This is a genomic window from Paenibacillus ferrarius (assembly GCF_002027705.1).
GTDB classification, from domain to species: domain Bacteria; phylum Bacillota; class Bacilli; order Paenibacillales; family NBRC-103111; genus Paenibacillus_E; species Paenibacillus_E ferrarius.
In genome coordinates this window covers 18,858-39,748 of sequence record NZ_MBTG01000034.1, presented here as the reverse complement: position 1 = coordinate 39,748, position 20,891 = coordinate 18,858, and the positions used below count along the sequence as shown (strand labels likewise).

The following is a 20,891-nucleotide window of genomic DNA, read 5'->3' as shown; positions in this document are numbered from 1 at the left end:
TTGGGGTTAATCTTTTTTCCTTGCATAGTTATCCCGATACTTCTGCGGACTCATGCCCCGGTATTTTTTAAACACACGGCTAAAATGTTCGGGGTTCTCATATCCCACTTTCACGGCGATTTCATACATTTTCATGTCGGTTTCGATCAGCCTGGTTGCCTCATTAATCCGCAGTTTTGTCACGTATTCAATGAAATGCTCGCCCGTTTCTTTGACGAACTGTTTGCTGAGATGGCTCTCCGTCACTTGTGCCCACTCGCTAACTTGACCAAGCGTAATTGAATTGCAATAATTTTTCTCTACGTAACGCTTGACTCTCTCCACCAACCGCTGCGGGTTTTCTTCGCGTATTTTGTCAGGATGCAGCAAATCTGCTAGGCGAAATACAAGCTTTTCAATCCACTCATGCAAGTCTTCACGGAAAGTGAATTGTTCAACAATCTCATAAGGTCTTCGCCGCGTTTCTATCACATGTGTCCAGTTCATCCCTTTTGCATGCAGCAATGCCCCTATATTCCAAATCAATTCTTCATAAATCGGAAGCGAGTTTTCCAGGCTTACATTGGGCATTTCGCTCAATTGATTTAATCCCGTGTACAATTGCTGCTGCCACTTGCTATCTCCCTTCTCCATGAGATACATCATCACCGTGTAATCATACGGCGTAGGCAGCTGTTTGTCGTGTATGCTTACCGTTTCAGGATAATATACGCGCCCAGGGCCTTCTGAGAATCGCAAACTGGCAAGACTGCTTGCCTGACTGTATCTCAAATGCCAGCTTTTCCAGTCTGTGCACGACTCGGCTACCCCGATAGACAGCGAAACATTCAGAAAGTTTTTGACTGTATTGCGCAGAGAATCCAGAAGTTCCATCACGTATCCCCGCAAATTCAAAAAGCTTGTGGATGACTCAAAACATAGCAGAAGTGCAAGCTCGCCCTCTTGGATCTGCAGTAATTCATAGGGATGCTTGACGATTTCCATCCCTTGTTTAATAATCCTGGCTACATGAACATCGTTGTCCGAACTTCCATGCAGCGTCATATCCGTTAGCGGATTGGGTTTATCCGACTTCACGGATACAAGGACATGCTGAAAGTTCGCGAATTGCAGCATCCATTGTGAGAAGGAGTCGTCCTGCGTTAAATTATGGCTATACATGTAATCTTTATCGCATAATAATCCACGAAGCCATGATTCTCGCTGCTTAAGCTCAGCGTCCCTATGATCTTTACTCAATCTAGCGGAAGAAATCGTGTTTTCTTTTAACTGATTAACAGCTTTCTCAATCACCGGAATGATATGTTCCGGATCAAGATTAGCTTTCTTAATGTAATCCACGGCCCCCAGCAGAAACGCTTGCCGGACGAAATCAAAGTCAGAATAGGCGCTCAATACAATACTCACTGGAGAGACAGCTAAATTCGCTTCCTGCAGCTTGGAAAGCAGCGTAAGGGCATCCATGATCGGCATGGTCATATCGACAATCATTAAATCAATGTCCTGCTGCCTTGAAATCCGTTCCCAAGCTTCATGACCATCCGCAGCCTCAGCTACCACCTCGCAGTCCAGCTCACTCCACGGAATAATTGCACTCATGGCAAGTCTCACTAGAGGCTCGTCGTCGACGATCATCACTCTAAACATTTCTTCATCCCCAATCTGAATAAAAACCGATAGGCTCGTTCTACTCCTGAACAATAACCTGATCATACCTTAACTCGATGACACCCGGAACTTCGTATAGCAAGTAAGAACGACCGCTAACTTCTCCACGAAATGAACTGGGAAAAGACAGGTATTCTTTCTCTGATAGAATTGGAAGTACAGCAATATCAACAGACAGAGCGAATTTATCCTTCAACGTCAACGCAGTAAGAAAGTTTTTCTCAATGAGAATAACTCGGTCATATTTGGTATCATATAAGCAAAACTTCATAGAACAAGTCGCCCCCTTTATCCATCTCTCTGTTCATCTGGATAAACTTATCGTGCCGGCAATCATCGGTCTAAACAGGCTTTTCATCAATCAATACACGAGTAGTCGCAGGCTGATCTGGATTGTTGGGCAAAAGCGGCAATACAACAATGACCTCTGTTCCAACCCCCAGCTCACTGTCAATTTCCAATCCATACGGCTCTCCGTAGTTTAAGCGAATTCGATCATTGACATTGGCAATGCCTATACCGCATAGCGACTCCACTTTTTTCGTTTGCAGCAAAGCTTCCATGGTCGGCTGCTTCATCCCCTTCCCATTGTCAGTGATTGTAATGATGAGCTGATCTCTCTGTTTTTTGCATGAAATTTTGACGATCCCCATCGCTTCTTTGCCGTAAAATCCGTGAATAATCGCATTCTCCAAAATGGGCTGCAAAAGCAGCTTGAGAATATAAGTGTCTGTCACACTTTCGTCGAGGTCGTATTCCACTTTGAATCGGTCGCCATAGCGGACTTTCATAATATGAACATATTTTTCCAAGCTCTGCAGCTCATCGTATAACTGAATATAAGAACCGCCGCGATGAAACGTAGATGATAACAATTTGATGAGGGAATCCGTCATTTCAACCAGATTGGTTGCTTTGGACAACATCGCCATGATTTTGATGGCATTTAAGGTATTGACCAAAAAATGAGGATTAATTTGAGATTGAAGCGCATCTATTTCTGCGCGGTTTTTGAGCCTTTCTTGTTCTTGCCTTTCGATGATAAGTTCCTGGATGCGCACAGTCATATTTTGAAATGTTTTTCCTAACGAATAAATCTCAAGTGGCCCTGAAAGCTCCAGATCGACATGAAAGGAACCGCTTTTCACTCTATTCATCTGATAGATTAATGATTTGATCGGACCTACGATACTGCGAACGAGGAAGAAAGATACAATCAAAAATATGACCAAGCCTGCCGCAGATACATTCATAATAAATTTATAGATTTGCCTGACCTCAGAAGTCATCTGATCGTACGGAGTAATGTAGATGATTTTCCAATCCGCTCGCTCCATGGTCAGAAAGGTAACGAACATCTGCTCACCATAAGCCATGGTTTTAAAATTGCCGGTTTTCTTATTCTGGGCTTGTTCGATCGCTTGCTTTTCAATACTTTGATTTTTATCTTTGCTCGTGTCCAACATGATATTTCCACTTCCATCAAGGATGATATAGCTGCCGTTTTGGTTGGAAGTCGATTCTGCCAAATTCTCGAACATTTTTGCTTGTATCACAAAATAGATCATCTCTACGTCGCTGAATGACCTTTCATACGGAGGAGCTATAGCTGCGGACAAAATATATTTGTCATTCGACTCAATCAACACATTCTCTTCAGAACCGAATAACTGGACTCGCCCTTGATTTTGAAGCGTTTTCCGATAAAGAGACGTTGCCTTCAAATAATTTTCGTTGATCCGCGTGTCGATGTTATGAAAATGGGTACCCTCAAAAAAGTAGGCGCCCCCGTCGCGATAGACGAACATCGCAGAAACAACGTCAGGCATATCGTGCAAATAACTTTTCAGTTGATTTTCTAGTTGAAAGGAATAATTGAATAAATCTTTGGATTCCGTGCTGCGATGGAAGGAAGTAGCAAGGGAAATGACATTATTATCGGAGGCAATGGCGGCAACAGTCCTGATATACCTGCTTTTTTCCTGATCAATGGAGTAAGAGACTTGTTCCAGAGTCTGCATTGTACGTGAGGTAATGTTGGTCAGTAAAATATTGGTGTAAGCTCGTAATGACAGCAACGCAACTAAAACAATGGGCATCACAACAACGAAAAAGAACATCACGTATAGAATCGATGTAATTGGCCATCTTTTTTTGATAAGTCTCATAGCGCTCGTCCCCCATTCTCAAGATACAACTGTGCACTGAGATTACATATTCCCTTATTTATCGGGATGACTGGGAGACCAGGTAATTTGGGTGAAATTAGTTGCGCTCTCATGAATATCTGATCCTGATTTCAGCAGGATTCGACATTATCTACCGTCATCATAGATTTTATTATTCACTTCGTCAATACCATTTTATTTCCAATTACTTCCTAATAATAAGCAAGAATAGGAAGAGAAGACATGACTGCCTTCCCTCGATAATCATAAGTCTAAATCTTCTAAAATCGCTACCCCGTGCGGCTCTAACACCAACGCATGCTCGTAAACTCGGTGAGACAATAAATCCTTATATGTTCCTTCATTTAATAGAATGACTGTTTCGTAAGCATTATGGTTCAAGACAAAGGTATACGTTCTGCCTTCTTTGTGTCTGCTCTTAATCTCAACACCATAAGGTGCTTGATGAGCCGGCCGCAAATTCAAGCGCTCGCACAGCGTTTGGCTGAACTCCTCCAAAAACTTAGGATCAGGGTCTGTTGCTACATAAAATGCTTCCCCTAGCCCGAATTTATTGAGGGTGACTGCCGGCATGCCAGCGTAGAAATCGCGCCCATAGACGCCAAGCGCCTCTGCTCCTTCAAGGTGAAGCAAGTCACATAAGAGTCCACATTCGTATTCTCCCCGCAGCTTTCCGAAAGGTGAATGCATGATAATGGTGTTGGTCATTTCTGGTTGAAGCGCATCTATTTCCTCAACCCAAATCCCCAGCAGATCGCGCAATTCACCCGGATAGCCGCCAAGTGTAACAAGATCGTTCTCATTCACAATCCCACTGAAGAATGAGGTGACGAACGTTCCACCCTGCTTCACAAACGACTTCAACCGTTCACTCACCCCAGGTTTCATCATATACATCACTGGAGCAATCACTAACTCATACTTGGAAAAGTCGCTTAGCGGACTAATGACATCAATGCTAACGTTTAAATCATAGAAGGCTTTGTAATATTTCTGCGCTTGCTTGAGATAATCAAGATCAACGTTCGGACCGCTGGTCATTTCCACTGCATTCCACGTATCAATATCAAACAGCAGCGCTACTTTGGACTCAGTGACAGAATCCAGCAGCGTATCTTCCAATGCATGCAGCTCTTGTCCCAATTGCGTACACTCTTTAAATACCCTTGTATGCTCATGACCCGCGTGGGCAATCAAAGCGCCGTGATACTTTTCGCATGCGCCGACTGAACGGCGCAATTGGAAAAACATTACCGTATCCGCTCCATGCGCTATCGCCTGATAACTCCAAAGGCGCATAACGCCCGGCCTTTTGAGACTATTATAGGGCTGCCAGTTTTGCTGGCTTGGCGTCTGCTCCATCAGCATGAAAGGCTGTCCATCCTTGAGCCCCCTCATGTAATCATGCCTCATCGCAACGTTGCTCATCGGCTCATTCATTTGAGGATAACTGTCCCAGGAAACAACATCCATCCGATCGGCCCATTTCTTTAAATCCAGACCGTTAAATAGTCCCCATATATTCGTTGTGATTTTGATATTCGGCGTGATCGCTTTAATCGTGTCATACTCGCCTTGGTAACACGCCAATATAGAATCCGACATAAATCTTTTATAATCCAGTGCGATCCCTTGAAAGCATTTATTATTTCCATTCAAATTCGTAGGAAGCACGATTTCTTCCCATTCATAAACCGTATGAGACCAGAAACTCATGTTCCACACACGATTAACGACTTCTAAGGAACCGTATTTATTTTGCAGCCAAGTTCGAAATGCTGACGCACAGGTATCGCAATAGCAATGCGGTCCGTATTCGTTGCCGATGTGCCAAATGAGCAATGAGGGATGATTCCCGTAACGTTCTGCTAATCGGGTTGCCAAGCGCTTGGAGAACATTCGGTATACGCTGCTGTTGGGACAGAAGTTCACGCGGGAGCCATGCGTGCGCTTTCTTCCATCCACATCAACGGGAAGCACTTCCGGATACAGCCGAGACATCCAGGCAGGCTGCGCCGCAGTTGATGTAGCCAAGCACAGGAAAATGCCTTCCTTCGCGACCGTGTCAATGATTTTATCCAGCCACTCAAAATCGTAGCTATCCTCCGATGGCTGCAGCTTCGCCCAGCTGAAGACGGGCAGCGTCACGATATTAATGCCCGCTAGTTTAAACATTCTCATATCTTCTTGCCACACTTCTTCAGGCCATTGGTCAGGATTATAATCGCCGCCATAATAGATGTATGGCAGTTTGTCATTAATCATTGGAAATACCTCCAAATAGAATAATCGAACAGATCTACTCTTTCATCGCTCCGTCCATGAGTCCGGCAAAAATAAATTTACGCAAAACCAAGTAAATCACAATGGTTGGAAGCATGACCAGAATAATAGCGGCTGCCAGCTCGTTCCAATAGGTCGCCCGTTCGCCTACAAACGTCATCAAAGCGGTTGATAACGTGCTTAGCTTCTTAGAGGGCATGTATAGATAAGGAATATACATGTCGTTCATAATATCAACCGCTTTGATAATCGCCAGCGTAGCCGTAGCCGGAAGCAAGAGCGGGAAAAGAATAGAGCGGAAAATCCGGAAATACGACGCGCCATCGAGAAGTGCGCTTTCATCTAATTGCTTGGATATCTTCTCAATGAACTGCAAATAAATGAAAATTTGCATCAAATCCGTACCCGCATAAATAATGAGCGGCGCGAAAATTGTGTTATACAGCCCTAGTGACTTAATGGTTTGAAAACGGGCTACTTCTGTGGTATAGGCAGGCACGACAGATGCCACGATAAACAACAGAAAGATCGTTTTCTTGAAACGGAAATTAAATCGATTCAGCACGAATGCCGTCATTGCTCCGAGAATTGCATTAATGACCACACTTGATACCGTAACGCTAAGCGAGTTCATTAATCCTACCAGCATATTCGCTTTCTCGAATGCGACGGCGAAATTGTGAAACGACAAGCTCTTGGGAAGCGAAAACGGCGATGTAGCCGCAAGCTCAGGCGATGTTTTGAAAGCAGCAAAAACGACGACAAGCAGCGGTACGAAAATAATTAACGTAATGATCGCGAGAACGACGTAATACAGTGTTTTACCGAGGAGGGAAAGCCTTCTAGCCTTTTCCAATTGGTTTGGCTTGACGGCAATCTCTGTTTGGGACAGGCTCATGATGATTTTTCTCCCTTCTCACGGATCAATAAGTTCTGAATGAAACTGAATGCAATGATCATCACCATCAGAATAATAGCCATTGCCGACGCTAAACCATAACTATTAAACTTAAATGCTGTATTGATCGTGAAAATCGTGAACGTACTGCTTGAAGTTCCCGGACCGCCTTGTGTAACTAAGAAAGGAATATCGAATACTTGCAGCGCTCCCCGAATATTCAGGAACAATATAATTTCAATGACGCGGCGAATGCCTGGCAGAACGATAAAGCGAATCTGCTGTATTTTATTTGCTCCGTCTATCGTTGCAGCTTCATACAGATCGTTCGGAATAGACTGCACGCCCGCTAGAAACAAGATGATATGAAAGCCTGCAAACCGCCAAAGCGAGATCGCAACAAGCGAATAGTTTACAATTTTCACATCGCTTAACCAGTTATGAATCCATCCTTCCATTCCGACAGCTGTCAGCAGCTCGTTGATTGGACCGTTCACTGGGTTGTACAGATAGCTGAAAATGTAAGCGACAGCTACACCATTGATGATGTAGGGCAATAGAATGATAGAGCGAAAAAATTCACTAGCTCTCATCTTGGCATTTAGCATAACCGCTAATAAAATTTCAAATGGTATCAAGAGCGCATGGATAATGAAATAAAGCCAGTTGTTCGAAAGCGACTGCCACACCTGCGACATTTTGAGCGCTTTCAAATAATTCTCAAATCCTACAAAATGCAGCTCCCTGCTGATCCCATTCCAGTCAGTCATACTGTATTCAAACAGCTTCACTGTAGGGTAAATCAGAAATAACAGCAATAATCCAACCGGCAATGCCAAAAAAGAAACAACAAGCACTCTCTTTTGCATCATGTTACTCACGTGCTACCCCTCATTCCTTGATCTATGATGTTGCAATGACCAGGCATATCCCTTAGATCATCCTTTTGTAAGCCTAATTCTAGAGAGATTGGACGCGCTTTCACATGATAATTTTTGTGCTTTTAATTGATAAATTTTGTTGGCATACTGCGCTTAAACAAACCGTTATCCTTCAGAAACAGAAAAAAAAGGTACAGCCTCCTCGAAAAAACAGAGGATATCTGCACCTTTCTTTTCATTAAGGGACTTTGAAATCAGCGAATTTCTGGTTATCCTTTGACTGCACCAGCCGTTAAGCTGCGCTCAACCTGAGAACTCATAAGTAAATACAGAATGATCGTAGGCAGAGTTGACATGAAAAGCCCTGCTCCGATCGGTCCCCAAGAAGTTGAATGCTGCCCCGACAGCGACATGATCCCAACCGTCAAAGTCTTCAGGTTGTCACTGCTGATAAACGTAATGGCAAACATTAATTCGTTCCATGAAGACAAGTACGTAAATATGGAAACGGTTGCGATAGCAGGCGCCACCAGCGGCATCATGATCACAGCAAATGTCCGATAAATTCCACTGCCGTCAATAAAGGCCGACTCTTCAAGCTCACGGGGAAGCGTAACGAAAAAATTAACGATGACAATTATCGCGAGAGACAATCCGAACCCTGTGTAAGGAAGAATCAACGCTAGTCGGGTGTCCAGAAGACCCGTGTTTTTCAGTATAAGAAATACTGGAAGCAAGGCTGCATGAATAGGAATCATAAGCCCAATCATAAAAACCATAAGTGTCACTTTACTGAGCTTCCATTTCAACCTTGATAAGGAATAGGCGGCCATAGTCGCCAAGATGGCGGTAAGTACCATCGTAACAAATGTGACAATCAAACTATTGATAAAATATAGACTTAATTTGCCGCCTGCAAACAAGGAACTATAATTCTCCCAATGCCATACCTTCGGAAAACCGATCACGTTGCCGCTGAATATATCTGCGTTATCTTTGAAAGAAAAAAGGAAGAGCCATACCAAAGGAAATATTTGAATAATAGCAAATACGATGAGAAAAAACTGCATGATCAAGGCGCTGATCCTGATCCCGCTTTTTCGTCGTGAAGCAATCGTTGCCTGTTGTACAGTCATTTTTAGGCCTCCGAAACGAAAGTATTGGGCTAGCGTCTTTTCAACGAAACATCCGACGAAAGACTCCCTAGTCCGTTTTAAACAATTTTTGAATCATAACCGTAAACAATAAACACTCTAGAATGATAATGATCGCGAGTGAGCTTCCGTATCCGTATTGATACTGCTTAAAAATATTGCTGAACATCCACGTACTTGGCACTTCAGTAGCATGCATCGGGCCGCCATTCGTCAACACATAAATGAAATCAAACGTTTTTAATGATCCAATAACAGCAAAGATCGTCGATAATTTCAACATCGGTTTAATTAGCGGAATAGTGATATACAGGGAGGATTTCATCCCCGTTGCTCCATCTATCCGCGCAGCTTCATAAAGATCCTCCGGTATGGACTTTGCCGATGCAAACAGAAGAAGCATATGATAGCCGATATATTGCCAAACGATAGGTATGAAGGCGGCAAGTAAAGCGGTTTTCTCGCTGCCTAGCCATTCACTCTGCCAGGATTCCAAACCTAATCTCCCCAAAAACGCATTCAGAAGGCCAAAAGAAGGAGAATAAATTTTCATCCAGAGCTGCCCGATTACAACCGTGGACATGACCACAGGGATAAAATATACAGTTCGATAGAAACGGTTGCCTTTCACGTAACCAGCCAGAATGAGCGCTAAGACTAGTGAGATCGGAAGCTGTACAAACACAGAAAGGATAGCAAGCACAATGGAATTCCATAACGACAGCCTGAAAATATCATCATCACGAAACATGGTTACGTAATTCTCTAGACCGACGAATACGCCCTTTCCTACGCCGTCCCAATCCAGCAGACTATAGTAGAAGGAGATAAAAACAGGCAGCAGCACAATGACTGCGTACCACAATAATGCCGGTAATGTAAAAAACAGTATCGCTTTCTTGTTGCTTAAAACGCGATCCATGACAAAATCCTCCTTGAGGGAAAGGAGGAGAGCGATAAACTCTCCTCCTCACGGATATGATTATCTCTCTAACGCCTGCATTTGAACCCCAAATTCTTGAGGCGTTATTTTGTTTGCCAACAGCTTCGCGACAAGGTTCATATGCGTTTCCCCTTGTTTGCCTCCCAGGTACAAATCATACAAAGGTACAACACCCGTTGATTTATTGAAAGCCGCTAGCACATCTTTTAATACCGGGTCGATTTTAGACTCGTCGACCTTCGTTTTCCAAGTAGGCAAACCCGCGCCCGCTTTGTAACCTTCGCTCGAGAGATTTTCAGTCAAATACTTCAGGAATTGAACGGCTTGTTCCGGATACTTGGTTTTTGAGCTTACCATGAACGTGTCAAGCACGCCGCCAATCCATTCGTTTTCATTCCCTGCGGCTCCTTCAATAATAGGGAATTTCATAACCTTAACTTTGGCTTTAACATTCGGAGCAGCATCCAATGATTTTGCAAACCAGCTGCCATTGTAGTACATCGGTATTTTACCTGCCAGAAAGACCGCTTCCGACTCATCCCTAGATAAGCCCATATACCCTTTCATAAAGGCATCGGCTTTCGCTAATTCCTGAAGCTTCTCTGCCGCTCTGGCAAATGCAGCATCTTCAAATGATGCTTTGCCTCTCAATGCATCGAGATTCAGCTTGGTTCCGCCTTCACGCAGTGCGAATATGTTATGGTAAAACTCGCTTGTCCAGAGATCCTTGCCGCCTACCGCCATCGGATCGATGCCTTTGGCACGGAACGCTTTTACAACCTCAAGGAGCTCGGGATATGTTGTTGGCACTTTAATATTGTTCTTGTCGAACAGTTCTTGATTGACGAAAAAAGTGCCAAGCCACATCGTATACGGCAAGCCGTAAACTTTACTGTTATATGTTAAATTGTCCAGCGAACCGGCTGTAAGCTTCTCCTTTGTTCCGTCGTTCAGATATTCGTCCAGAGCGAGAACCTTCCCGCCATCAACAAATGGCTTCGAGAAGCCCGCGCCATAACTGAAGAAAATATCCGGAAGCCCATCACCCGCTGCGGCAGTTTGTACTTTCGTTTTATAAGCGTCATTCTCGGCGGACTCGACATCCACATGAATATCAGGGTGGTCTTTGTTCCATTTGTCTACCAGCTCATCCCGTATAGGCTTGAAATCTCCTGAAGGCCAAATTGTCCAGAGCTTCAGGTTGACTTTCTTTGCTGCTGCCGGAGATGTACCACTATTTGACTCTTTGGTGCTGCTTGAGCATGCCGTTGCAGCAAACACTAAGAATAATGCTAATATCAGGACCCAAAACCTTTTCATCTTGCAGATTCCCCCTTTTATTAACTGCACCTTTACTATTCGCCTTCATAGTCAAGCATAGTCGCCAGGCTGCGTCTTGCTCTGCATGGCAACTCCAAAGTCCGTGTAGATCCGACAGGTCAAGTCAATGCCCCGCCCGCCCGCGATGTGATGCGCAAGGATCTGGAAGGGGACGATAAGTGCAATTGGCGCTTGGTATTCGTCCAATGACACGGGCAGCCCAAGCGTCCTTTCATCTTCTCCTTTGCCTAATCTAATGGTGTATGTATACGGTGTGATGCGAGATTCATATGCTCTCAACGCCTCGAGCCGTTGCTTGACCGGACTCTCCGTCTCCAAGAAAAAGATGCGGTGCTCGCTATTAACTTCCAAGTACGGGCCGTGCATGAATGCTTCCAGTTCGATCCCTTGTGTCGGCAAACGGACTGTTTCTGAGAATTTCGTTTCGGCCTCCTTCGCTGTTCCAACGGCCGGCCCGTTGCCGATCACCGTGAACCTGGGAGCACCCACGAATTCCTCCTTATAGCGCTCATAGAAATTTTCCGTTGCTGATATGATGTCAGGCAGAGCCGCTCCGAACTTTCGAAATGCCTCTAGCTCCCGGCTTACTTGGTCATGCGAAGCAATCCCTTTTCGCTCTGCGAGGCGAAGTCCGGCGAGCATGAAGGTGAGCACCGTCGCAGTGAATCCCTTGGTCACGTACCCTACTCGTTCTTTGCCGCAGCCGATATTTGTCGTCACATCCGCCGCCTCAGAGATCGGACTCGTTGTATCGCTTGCCATCGCAATTGTCCTTATATCGGATTCCTGACGTACGCGGCCCAAAGCGCCGATCGTCGATGTGCTCTGACCGCTCTGCGAGATGCCGATGGCAAGATCAACATGCGGGGAGATACGATCATAATGTGTAAAATGAAACGGCTCCCTGATTTCCATTCGGACATCCGCCCGATTCTCGACGTAATACTTAGCGCTTAAAGCAGCGTTATAGCTCGATCCCGTTGCGAATACGAGCCAGTCGGACGTACCAAGCGCGATGTCTACGAATTCCTCCACGTTGCCCGGAAAGCGCGAAAGGATCGATTCGACCATCTCCGACTGTTCCAGAACATAAGTCATCATTGTAGGTTTCATATTCTATAGCCCTCCTTGGTTATGCCGATCGCTTGCAAGCCTGCCAGTGCCGCCCCGACAAGTCCGGGCTCCGGCAGCTTCGTATTCACAAGCGATCGGGCAACGAACCGCATCGTTTTCGAATTCAAATGCGATTTGACTCTGCCGATGAAATAATCACTCTTCGTGACGCCGCCTCCTAGAACGATCGTATCGGGATCACTGACGCGCACGAGGTTCATGACGAGTGCCGCCGTGGCGCTGGCCGCTTCTTCGCAGACGCGTGCGCAGAGCTCGTCACCGCTTTCCGCCGCAGCGAAAATGGCTTGCGCAGTTACGCGTTCACCGCCCTGAACAGCAAGAGACGAATTCGGGAATTGGCTCCTCAGCGCCAGTATCCTCTCATGAAGACCAAGACCCGAAGCGATCCGTTCGACGCATCCTCTGCGACCGCAGCCGCAAATCACATCGCTGTGCAGATCGACAACCATATGCCCCACTTCACCCGAGTTATAGCTCGCGCCGCCCACGTAGTGTCCATCCACAATGAATCCTGCCGCGATACCAGTGCCAATATTCAAGTAGATGAAATTGTCGGACTGTCCTCCCCATCCGAACCGCTGTTCAGCCTTCGTTGCACAAGCAACGTCATTCTCGATGCCGCAACGGATTCCGAACGTTGATTCAATGATTGCCTTAACGTCGGTCTCTTGGGATTTTCCCGGCTCGATCTCTAGCCAGACGCCTCGCGTCCCATCAACACGCCCTACGACCCCAATGCCAATCGCCATCGGCTCAAACTGAATTGGAGAGGTCTTCTTATAGTCATCGATCGCATCGATAATTTTGTGCAGCGCGATTGCTTGACTTGTCGTATCGCTTGGATAGGATTTCGTTCGAATGACCTCCCCCTCTACCGTGACCTCCCCTATGAGAATGCTGGTACCTCCCAGATCAACCGCAATGACCGATCCTATAGACTGTTTCTCCATAAAATATCCTCCACCGATTTGGTAACGTTACCAAAAATAAATGTGTTAACCGGTTACAAATGTTAGCTTATCAGCAGGATGTTAGCGCTGTCAAGACCATATTTTACTTAATAACGCAAGTTTTCGCGCCTATTATTGTAGGTGTTAAATAAATGAGAATAATTTGGTATCCTTACCAAATATCTATTGCATCACTTTATAAGTTGCGCTAAAATCTAACTAGTGGGCAAGGTTTGCAAAAGGATGTGTCATAGTGAAGAGCAAGATTACAATTATAGAAATCGCCAAAAAAAGCGGCGTATCCGTATCCACCGTATCTCGCGTGCTGAACAACAGCCCCTCCGTTTCCCAGAAGAAACGCGAGCGTATCCAACAGATCATCGACGAGAACAACTACACGCCCAGCGTATTCGCCAGGGGCATGATTAATCAAACGACCAAAAATATCGGTGTTATTCTACCAGATATTACGAATCCTTATTTCGCCTCGTTATTTCTACAAATCGAGAGTTTCGCTTTGAAAAACATGTACGCCACACTCATGTTCAACACGATGTTCTCTCGCGACTCGAAGCGCTTCGACACACACTTAACTGAAGAAGATTACTTTAAGATCATTCTCGAGAAGCAAGTAGATGGCGTGCTCATTCTTGGCGGCCAGATTGACAAAGAGGAAATCGCAGATTCATTCATTCTCGCCCTTAACCAGCTTCACCAGCACGTGCCAGTCGTTATCGTCGGCAGCAGAATAGAAGGATGTGAATGTCTATTCGTCGAACGAAATCTCAAGCAGGGCGTAACGTCCATCGTGCATCATTTCATTGCGCTTGGCCATGACAGAATTGGGTTCATCGGAGGAGAACCCGGCATTCGCGTCACCTCTTCCCGGATCGAGGCTTTCACCAAGGCGATGAAATCGCTCGGACAAACCGTCTACGACCCTTACATCGTGACTTCGGATTATTACGCGCCGGACGGCTACGCCGCGATGATCCAATTGCTCGATGCCAACCCGAACGAGCTGCCTACGGCCGTTATCGCCCATAACGACATGGTAGCGCTCGGCGCGATTCGCGCCATGAAGGATCGAGGGGTGCACTGCCCCGAGCAGATTGCCATCGCGAGCTGCGATCAATTTCAACTGAGCGAATACAGTATTCCACGTCTGACTTCCATGGATCAACATAACGAATATTTGGGACGAATGGCCGTACTGCAGATGATCAGCGCGATTAACGGCTCCGACGAGACGATCACCATCAACCACTCTCCCGAGCTCGTGGTCCGCGAATCGTGCGGCGCCACACTCAAATCCTGATAAGAAAGACCTTCGGCGGTTAAAGGAAACCGCATACGAATCCCAAATATGATTCAAATCGAGTAGACCCATGCGCAATTGCATGGGTCTCTCAGAGGTTGGTACGTGATGCTGGTCCGGTCCAGTTGCTTACAGGAAAACAGCCGTTGAACCGACCATGAATCTGGCGTTTATTCCAAACTGCCCGCAGCCTTTTTCGTATAAACCACAATCTTCGGTTTGCCGCCTCCGTTCTCCTTCGCATAATAATAGTGAGAAACGTTGTTGGTCGTTTGTGACGTGATAAGCAGACTTAACTGCTTATCACCGGCAAGTTCGGTGGTATATGGAGAACTGATATCAACTTCCACGGAATTCTCAGCCGATGGCATGCTCCACGTTCCCAATACAGTCCCTCCCGCAGGCTTGTTATTATAGGCAATTGACGTTTCTCCCCAAGAATCATCTTGAACAAACTGCGCTTGGTCGGTAAAAGTTCCCGCTGAAGCCGATGTCAGCTTCAGTTTCGCAGCAAATGCGTTTGCACCTGCCGGCACATGACCCAAATCAAATCGTAGATAAGAATGGCGATAAACACTTGAACTCGTTGAGTTTCTTACCTCCAATTTTTTGCCGGTTCCATAGTTCGTCGTTGGATTTCCTGCCCACACATACGCATCTGAGGTGACATCTAATTCAAAAAAATCAGGACGGCCTAACGTATGGTTGTTGATCCGATACTGATCGTTAATTGGACTATTCATCACTAATTTTCCAATATCCGATAAGCCAGGAGCTCCTGTTTGAAACACAAAGTGGTCTGCAATCTGAATTTCCGGTTTGCCGTGCGGAGCGATATAAACGTTATAGGTTCTCGTGTCCAAATCGGCAAGCAATGTGACATGATAAAGCTCATTTGCTTGATAGTTCAGTCTGACATTTTGTCCATAAGTATTGCCATTCCGGACATCGAAATAACCGTCGGCATTCAGTCGGAGAATCATTGGCAAAGCAGACTCGCTGTTCGTGGCGGACGATTGTCCTGTATAGCCGACTATGCCCCCAATTTGATTAGCTGTCGGCAGCAGATCGAATTCAATGGATTGAACCCCGGAATGCCCCGCTCCCAAATCGATGCTATTCTGATAACCGGTTGAAGATGACCATGACGGCACACCTACCGCATAAATATACCCACCGGAAACCGTAAAGTTGGCAATCGGGCTGCCATTCAATTTCACCGCAGTAATGCCGGGGGCTCGTATCGCAACGGCCGAAACGGCATTAGGATCATTGGTGGCGACCAGATTCGATCCGCTAATTTCCAAGGTCGAGCCTTTCCAATCAACCGCAATATCGGTTACAGGCATTCTGGATGCAATCACATTTACTCCATTTTGCGCCAGTGTCGATCCCGATTTGATGATGGCTGATTTGACCGTACCGCTGCTCGTCTTTTCGATATAGGTCAGCTTCCCATCAAATGAAAAGGTATCAAAGTTGCGTCGGAACTGCGGATTTTCTTCGTGAGACACATAATAATACCCCGAAGTTCCAGCATCTCCAATGTTGTCGATCTTCAGCGAGCTGGCTACGGCAGTCGGAACCGATAGAGGAAGGCGACTGGCTTTGATGTCGCGCTTCTCGCCGCTGGCGGTCGGATACAAGACCGTGTCAAAGGTCGTGTTTCCGGACATGTTTTTGGTATAGGAAGCATATGTGGCACTCGACACCGAATAGAAAGCATTCGAATAATAGCCGTTATCGAGCGTTGCCGTTAATTGCTCGGGATCGGCAGGCACGACTTGGATATCGCCGTAAGTATCGCCAAAAACGGTGCTTACTTTCTTAGTGGACGCATCTAACGCCGGATTGGCCCTAGGCAAAAAGTGCCAAGTTTGCTGGTACTTATTCGTTCCTGAAGGCGCTTGCACAACATCTGAAACAATCGAGAAGGACGATTTCAGGAAAAGCGTATCACGAGAGTGCTTAAATCCAGGCACATTTTGGGTAACCCCCGTAACAAAGTTGAACTTGCTGTTATCCGTCCAATCTTGCAGCCAGCCCTCCGCCAAATTTTGCGGCGTATCGTTGATTTCAATCGTATTGTGCGATTCAGTCGAGAATCGCAGCCAGTTGGAAATCGGATCATCACTGTAGGAATAAGCACCAGGATCGACCAATAAAGGCCTGCCATATGCATAATAAGAGATCGCGTTATCATCGGGATGCCTGTGGGGCGCTGCTTGTTTCACGTTCGTAAACAAGAAGCGGTCATTTGGCGACCAACCACTGCGCATCACGGCAATTTTACTGTCCGGATACAGAATGGACGTGTAGGAAGGCATGGTTCCTTCCGCTCCCGCAGTTCCTACATAACGTAAGGCGTCATCGTTAGTAAGCTCACCTATTTGCTTAATCGTACCTTTGAGGTCGGTGTACTGACTGTCACCAAGACTGACGGAGTAACCGCCCGGATACGAAATATCGGCTAAGTATTTACCTAACCTACGCAAGTTACTGTCAAATGCTCCTTGGAAAGGCACATGATTCATCATTCCGAGTTGTTTGATTGCAATCATCGGAGCGGTTGTTACCGTCGTATAGGTATCACTGGACTCCATGTACGAGCCATCTTTATAAATCAGTGTCGTCATTAAAAAGTCATATCGGGAATAAGCCGTAGACAGCCAAGTTGCAGAATCGGTAAACTCAGGGAAATAAATGCCAAGGGTATATAACCCCTCTGTTTCAACCGTTCCGTGATTGCCATCGGGACTAAAGCCGCCAGGACTATTTAAGTAATCCCCTTTTTTCCAGAACGTTTTCAATATATCCGTATTGGACTCAGCACTCATGGAGGAACTCTCTCTTAACACATGGTAAGCTTTCACCCAACTGGAAGCCCGAATGCCCGCATCAAAATTTCTGGGAAACGACCCTGCGCCAGACACGCTCGTAGAGGCATCGCCATCAATGATAAAATCGATCATGTAGTCGATATATTTCGCCGCATAGATTTCATTCCCCGTATTGATGTATTCCGCTAAAAGAGGACTAAGCCAGTAAAACCGAGTGATCTGATAATGGTATTCGATATCTGCAATGGTTGGTGCAGGACCAGCCCAATCCGTACCCGTGGGCACACCTTGCCAGGAAAATGTTTTGCCATTATGGTTGGCATAAGTGAGCGTATTTTCATCCCAAGCCGTGTCGCCCGATTTATAGATCATCACATCTGTATTTTCATTTGAGCTGGAATACCCTGACAGCTTCAGCGTTGCCGCAGTAACCGTTCCCTTAATCGACGATAAATCAAAATTCAGATAAGCTTTACGCGTATTCGAGTCATAAGGAGCACCGGATTCCTGAACCTGAAGCAATGGCTCGCTAGCATGGATAACCGTATCATTTCCGCGAATGTAGGTATCCTTTGATGGCGTCAAGTTTGCTGTATGAGCACCCGCTTCATCCGAATACGCAATCTCAAGCGTGGGACGGCATTGCGGGAGCGGTGTTTGCGAGCAGTCTTGCTCACGGCTGTAAATATTCGCTTGATTCGTTCCTTTGTAGCGTCCCATCAGCATGAAGCTAAGATCGGATCCGATAGCGCCTTGAACCGTAGCAAGCATATTAACGTTGTACGTTGTGGATGTTGGCCCAACGGTAAAAGTATTCAAATAGAATTCTTTAAGCGGAGTTGCAATTTGATCCATTAAGAGAGGCACCATAGCTGGATTTGATACGAAATCTGTCGGAATCGTTCGGGTTGTTCGATTTTTATAATAGTCAAGCAAATCCGTTTTAGCCTGATCGTACTTTCCAGCTTTTACATTGGATTGCACCGTGCTTAACCCTGGAAAACCATCGTAGTTCAGTTTGCTCGGCGTTGTCCAACGTTGCCCAGTTTGATCCCAAACCCCGAAGAAAGACGCATCTGACATGCTGCTCGCTCCAGAGGAAGCGCTTACAGTTGGTGATTCAGTAAATAAAGTGAATACAACTTGAGAAAAAACCAATAAAGCAATAAGTAAGCAAGACCCCCTCTTTTTCCGTACGGCCTTTGCATTTTTCATCATACTGCCTCCCTTTCATTCGAATATTCATCCTTCCATGATGAGACCATTCACATTCGCTGAATGGGTTATTTGGACAATAACGCCATCCAACGAGGTTGTGAATTCATTTTGCTTGTTCAAGATGCACTAATAACCATATCCTGTTCTTCAACGGCAACCAGATAACGCTCCCCATAGCCGAATTCGAAGACTCCGTCCCTCACCTCCTTGATCTGAACAGCGGGCTGCTGCTCCCCTTTATAAGGAACAAGTACCGTCAAGAAGGTCTTCGTCCCGCTGCTGCGTCCCTGAAATTTCACTCTAGTGGAAGGCCTTGCAACATCATTGATGTCCGACAGTCTTCCGGGCAAAAATTCCAACTGCCCCTGCTCACTCGTAAAGATGGCCAGATTCGCGATATCGCTTGCTGCGATTATGCCGCCTGCCGCTTCTTTCACATCCGTGAAATCGAGATGCAAATAGCGCTGCACCCTATGCTGCTCCAGACCCTCAACCCGATCGGCAATCACAACGAAGCTGCCACCCACGAGGGAAATATGACGATGATGGACAATCGGCTCATAGTTCAGATGGCAAGCGCTTGCGATCTGGTAGAAGCCTCTATTTTCCACCTGATAGATTTCTCCCTTTTTTTGCGGACCATAACCCCAGGAGCCTCTATATTCAAAGTGATCACGGTCATCAATGAGAAGCGTAGAATGAAAGTTTGCGCTTTTGAATTGCTTGCGGTCTTCATCGTCCCTGAAGCAAAAAAGACCGGGATCGCAGATCATATCTTTACCTAGCGCAGTAAAATCAAAGCTCATCAGATCGATATGGGCATGAAGATTTTGGATCGGGCTGCGGCAAGTAAACAAAAAGCTAGAAGCCTCGCGATCCCAACCGCTGCGAATAATCGCTTGATGAAGCGTCCGATTCCAGAAAGTGGTTTGCTTATCGCATATGTATCGCGTTCCCTTCAAGGCCTGCAAATCGAATGCGAATTGCTGCACATCCAGCGCACGCCATACATGTCTGCTTGCTTCCTCCATAATCTCGCTCATATCGATCAAGTTAGCAGCAAGACCCAGCCAAGTCATATCCCCCAAAGCAAAATAACCGTATACGCCGCCCATGATCGCAAGATTGTTAGCATGTGAATCACCCACGGGCACACATTTTCCTGTCGGCCTTAGCGAATAGATCGAGTAATCCAGATTTTTCTTATAACGTTCCATGTATGATTCCGAGAACTGGAAGCCGAAGCGCTTGGCGAGCACAACGGCGAGGCCAAACCAGAACATGCAGCCATTATGATAGGAGGGGCAGCCTTCAATCTGCCCGCCATCCTCCGTCAGCTGGGCGAAGCAGCACTTCTCGATGCCATCGATCGCAAAGTCTCTCCATTCCTCTGCTTCCTTGAGTTCGGGAAAATAAAGCGCTGTGGTCAAAATCCCCAAGCATTCCATCAAATAATGGTTATGATCCGCTTTGGGCCATAGCTGCGGCGATACTTTGCGTAATATGTTGATCTGCTTATAGACCGCAGCTACATACTGCTCCAGCACTTCCTCCGTAAACAGCTCGGAATGCCCCAGATGCTCCAAGACAAGCGGCCAAGTTTTGTAGCTGCGTATGCCCATCTCCAGCGCACGAAGCGGATGACATTCCGAATAATAGCTGAGCGGAAGATCGATCATTTCTTCGGTAATTTCTACGGTTTCGATCCAGTTCAGCATTTCTTCAATCACTTTGCGGCCATATTTCTCATTCTTCGTGAAAGAATAAGCTTGCAATAAACCCTGCCAATCAGTCATACGGTTAAGCTGCCACAAATACTCGTTGTCATTGTGTCTGCGTTCCAGCCAGCGAGGCGGATTGCCTACGAATTCCCTGATACCGCCGGTGCCGGGAAGCATGATCATTCCTTGATATGCAAGCTCCGCCTTGGCTATCGTCTCCTGCACAAGCTCAGGCATATGACTGGCGATATAAGCGCTCTTCTCGTCCATCCGCTCTAAGCGGGAACGCAAATTGCCTAATAGCTCCGTTGTCGAGATCGGCTCCTTCAGCCATTTTTGTATGCTCATAGGTT

General features: G+C 46.1%; 14 protein-coding genes. 1 reads left to right on the top strand and 13 read right to left on the bottom strand.

Going from position 1 to position 20,891, the window contains the following annotated elements; all coding sequences use genetic code 11:
• Nucleotides 1-6: 6 nt before the first annotated feature.
• The 11 genes from BC351_RS28745 to BC351_RS28695 all read right to left on the bottom strand — a co-directional run bounded on the left by BC351_RS28745 (nucleotide 7) and on the right by BC351_RS28695 (nucleotide 13,441).
• Complete coding sequence (locus BC351_RS28745; protein ID WP_158082260.1) at nucleotides 7-1,647, bottom strand: helix-turn-helix domain-containing protein; 1,641 nt, start codon at nucleotides 1,645-1,647, stop codon at nucleotides 7-9.
• A 40-nt stretch (nucleotides 1,648-1,687) separates the two neighbouring features.
• Complete coding sequence (locus tag BC351_RS28740) at nucleotides 1,688-1,939, bottom strand: hypothetical protein (RefSeq protein WP_079417476.1); 252 nt, start codon at nucleotides 1,937-1,939, stop codon at nucleotides 1,688-1,690.
• Nucleotides 1,940-2,009: 70 nt separating this feature from the next.
• A complete protein-coding gene (locus BC351_RS28735) occupies nucleotides 2,010-3,836 on the bottom strand; it encodes a sensor histidine kinase (RefSeq protein ID WP_079417474.1) in 1,827 nt (608 codons plus the stop codon).
• A 264-nt stretch (nucleotides 3,837-4,100) separates the two neighbouring features.
• Nucleotides 4,101-6,122, bottom strand: a complete 2,022-nt coding sequence (locus BC351_RS28730; protein ID WP_079417472.1) for a beta-galactosidase — start codon at nucleotides 6,120-6,122, stop codon at nucleotides 4,101-4,103.
• A 34-nt stretch (nucleotides 6,123-6,156) separates the two neighbouring features.
• On the bottom strand, nucleotides 6,157-7,038 hold the full coding sequence (locus BC351_RS28725; protein WP_079417470.1) for a carbohydrate ABC transporter permease: 882 nt from the start codon (nucleotides 7,036-7,038) through the stop codon (nucleotides 6,157-6,159).
• On the bottom strand, nucleotides 7,035-7,910 hold the full coding sequence (locus tag BC351_RS28720) for a carbohydrate ABC transporter permease (protein ID WP_079417897.1): 876 nt from the start codon (nucleotides 7,908-7,910) through the stop codon (nucleotides 7,035-7,037). The genes BC351_RS28725 and BC351_RS28720 overlap by 4 nt, the downstream gene beginning before the upstream one ends.
• 278 nt (nucleotides 7,911-8,188) lie before the next feature.
• Nucleotides 8,189-9,055 (bottom strand): carbohydrate ABC transporter permease, encoded by an 867-nt coding sequence (locus BC351_RS28715; RefSeq protein WP_079417468.1) that lies wholly within the window; start codon nucleotides 9,053-9,055, stop codon nucleotides 8,189-8,191.
• 67 nt (nucleotides 9,056-9,122) lie between these two features.
• Nucleotides 9,123-9,995, bottom strand: coding sequence for a carbohydrate ABC transporter permease (locus BC351_RS28710; protein ID WP_079417466.1), 873 nt, complete (start codon nucleotides 9,993-9,995; stop codon nucleotides 9,123-9,125).
• A gap of 60 nt (nucleotides 9,996-10,055) precedes the next feature.
• Nucleotides 10,056-11,336 (bottom strand): extracellular solute-binding protein, encoded by a 1,281-nt coding sequence (locus BC351_RS28705; RefSeq protein WP_079417464.1) that lies wholly within the window; start codon nucleotides 11,334-11,336, stop codon nucleotides 10,056-10,058.
• 51 nt (nucleotides 11,337-11,387) lie between these two features.
• Nucleotides 11,388-12,470 carry an SIS domain-containing protein gene (locus BC351_RS28700; protein WP_079417462.1) on the bottom strand — a complete coding sequence of 361 codons (1,083 nt, stop codon included), beginning with the start codon at nucleotides 12,468-12,470 and terminating at the stop codon, nucleotides 11,388-11,390.
• Nucleotides 12,467-13,441, bottom strand: a complete 975-nt coding sequence (locus tag BC351_RS28695; protein WP_079417460.1) for an ROK family protein — start codon at nucleotides 13,439-13,441, stop codon at nucleotides 12,467-12,469. Before BC351_RS28695 ends, BC351_RS28700 begins: the two co-directional genes overlap by 4 nt.
• Before the next feature lie 253 nt (nucleotides 13,442-13,694).
• Between BC351_RS28695 and BC351_RS28690 the strand changes: the two genes are divergently transcribed.
• Nucleotides 13,695-14,759: a LacI family DNA-binding transcriptional regulator gene (locus BC351_RS28690; RefSeq protein WP_079417458.1), complete on the top strand. Its 1,065-nt coding sequence runs from the start codon at nucleotides 13,695-13,697 to the stop codon at nucleotides 14,757-14,759.
• 170 nt (nucleotides 14,760-14,929) lie between these two features.
• On the opposite strand, the gene BC351_RS28685 is transcribed toward BC351_RS28690, so the two are convergent.
• Both BC351_RS28685 and BC351_RS28680 read right to left on the bottom strand, forming a co-directional pair.
• Nucleotides 14,930-18,682 (bottom strand): CBM96 family carbohydrate-binding protein, encoded by a 3,753-nt coding sequence (locus BC351_RS28685; protein WP_158082259.1) that lies wholly within the window; start codon nucleotides 18,680-18,682, stop codon nucleotides 14,930-14,932.
• A 251-nt stretch (nucleotides 18,683-18,933) separates the two neighbouring features.
• Nucleotides 18,934-20,886, bottom strand: a complete 1,953-nt coding sequence (locus BC351_RS28680; protein WP_079417454.1) for an alginate lyase family protein — start codon at nucleotides 20,884-20,886, stop codon at nucleotides 18,934-18,936.
• Between the last annotated feature and the right edge of the window lie 5 nt (nucleotides 20,887-20,891).